This is a genomic window from Desulfobulbaceae bacterium (assembly GCA_015231515.1).
In the GTDB taxonomy this organism is placed as follows: Bacteria; Desulfobacterota; Desulfobulbia; order Desulfobulbales; family VMSU01; genus JADGBM01.
On record JADGBM010000225.1, the window covers coordinates 1 to 2,015 of the forward strand.

General features: G+C 43.0%; 3 protein-coding genes. All 3 read right to left on the reverse strand.

What is annotated here, in order from left to right; translation table 11 throughout:
* Nucleotides 1-248 (reverse strand): ATP-binding protein (locus HQK80_16570; GenBank protein MBF0223805.1); only part of this gene is annotated, 248 nt, incomplete at its 3' end.
* A gap of 172 nt (nucleotides 249-420) precedes the next feature.
* Nucleotides 421-1,230 (reverse strand): DUF4391 domain-containing protein, encoded by an 810-nt coding sequence (locus tag HQK80_16575; protein ID MBF0223806.1) that lies wholly within the window; start codon nucleotides 1,228-1,230, stop codon nucleotides 421-423.
* Nucleotides 1,231-1,238: 8 nt separating this feature from the next.
* The gene (locus HQK80_16580) at nucleotides 1,239-1,895 is read right to left on the reverse strand and encodes a DUF4276 family protein (GenBank protein MBF0223807.1); all 657 of its coding nucleotides are present in this window, start codon (nucleotides 1,893-1,895) and stop codon (nucleotides 1,239-1,241) included.
* Nucleotides 1,896-2,015: the final 120 nt, after the last annotated feature.

Genomic DNA, 2,015 nt, shown 5'->3' on the forward strand with positions numbered 1-2,015 from the left:
TCTATGTTTAAATGCAGCCGTTCAATAAGACCTGCCCGTGTCCTTTCCGGTTGTTTGAATGCCTGGGATCCAACAACCTTCCTGGGGCGTTTATCGCTTACCCCGAGCACTACTTTTCCTCCGCCTTCATTGGCTAATGCCGCGCAGTACTTGACCAGTTTCTCAAAAGGATAATTGTTTTCCGCTGTTTTGAACTCCAGGTTCTCACCTTCCTGTGAGTCCAGCAACTCTTGTAATTGATCGATCATTATGTTTGATGTTTTTGTCATGATGGGCACGCCTAAATTCATTTTTGATTTTAGATTGCTGATTTTTGATTGAAAAAAAATTCCGCCGCAGCCACCAAATCCTAAATTTTAAATTTTTTGATTGTTGATTTTTGATTGAAAAGCCCCTCACCGCTGCCACCAGATCTAAAATCTAAAACCCCAAATCTAAAATTTCCTTAATCCTGTCTGCAAGTTGTTTCAACTTGGTATTCAATTCCACCATGGAACCCATATTTTTTTCTTTTTTCAATCTATTACGAATTCCCATTTGTTCCTGCTGCAATCTTTCCAGTTCCTTGAGCCTTTCCAAACGCCCATCTATCTCTTCTGAAGTATGATAAAAAACAGTTTTTTCTGCTGTTTCCGTGTATTCCGTATGTTCCGTGGTTAAACAATAACGCCCAGTATGCACCGCACAATTCAAGGCAATAATACGCTGCACCATGTCCTGATAAAAATCATAAAAAGTATGATAAGAAAAGTTGGTCACGCAAAAATCATGCAAAAATTCTTTCTGCCAGCCGTCGGCATGATCAGGCGAGAGCCATGGGGTGTCGTGAACCGTTTCAGCCATGATCTTACTGCTATCCGAGCGGTTAATTCTTTTCTCCGCCACATTCAGGGCAATTTCTTCCCCATGCACAAAGATCAACAATACAGGGTAGGGAATGGCTCGCTGAATGATCTCGCCAATCCGTTTTTGTCTCTTGGGTGATTGCAGCGTCACCTCGATAACGGCAATTTCCAGATACTCCTTTTCATCATCTGTGTATTGGGCAATGTTGATGGTCTCCGGTTTCAGGGTGTATGCCCAAGTAATCTTTTCGATATCCTGACTGAATGCCTTTTTGTCTGTGACGTTGAGATTCAGCTCAAAAAAATGCTTCTTAAAGATCTTTTTGCCCAGATAACAGCTTTGCGGACACTGGAGTTTTTGATAAAAGGAGTCAACCGTTATCATTTCGATAGCTAAGAGTTGATGAGGCCTCGAAGTTTATCCCGGAAATAGCAAAAACTTGGAGAGTTATTGTTATTCACATCCATATGAGGCGAAATATTCATTGCCCAAGCTGATTTCTCAGCCCCAATTTTATGGTAGCCCTCGGAGGCTAATTTTTGTGACCCGCCAGAATAGATCGCGTCAGCAAGCTTTTCCCAAGTGTGACAAATTGAATCATTCTCGTAAGTGGCCAGGATATTATCCTTTCCTTCTGGATAGGCTGATTTTACTGCGTCAATATCACCTAAAAACCAAGCTTCTCCCTCTTCAATAGCGATACAGAAACGTGTTTCAGGGCGAGGGGTGCATGAATTGAGAACAGCAGTAAGTTCTTTACGAAAAAACTTTTGGCACTTGCTGTCCAGGTCACAAACAAGAATTACGGCTGCACGATAATCATTCGGGTAACCTGCATAGGTCCGACCATACCCCTGGAGCAACTTGGGAAGCTGAGTAAGTAGGGCTCGTTTGGCTGGGTCAGATGAGGCCCTAAGGTTTCGCGGAATTCTGCCAATTCCTTTGTAAGCCTTAACCGTGAAGGTATGGTCTTCTCCGATAATTTTAGGAACAAGGATTTCAAGCGCTTTCTTTCCGGACTGATCCTCAACGAGTATATCAAAATGCATGGGAATTTACCTCGCATCCAGATAGTCGCTGTACCACAGACCGCCAAGGAGCAATCCTTCTGCAACCATGTTTTTTACAAGGTGGTCATCACTTGCTCGGCGAATGGTCGAAAAACCATC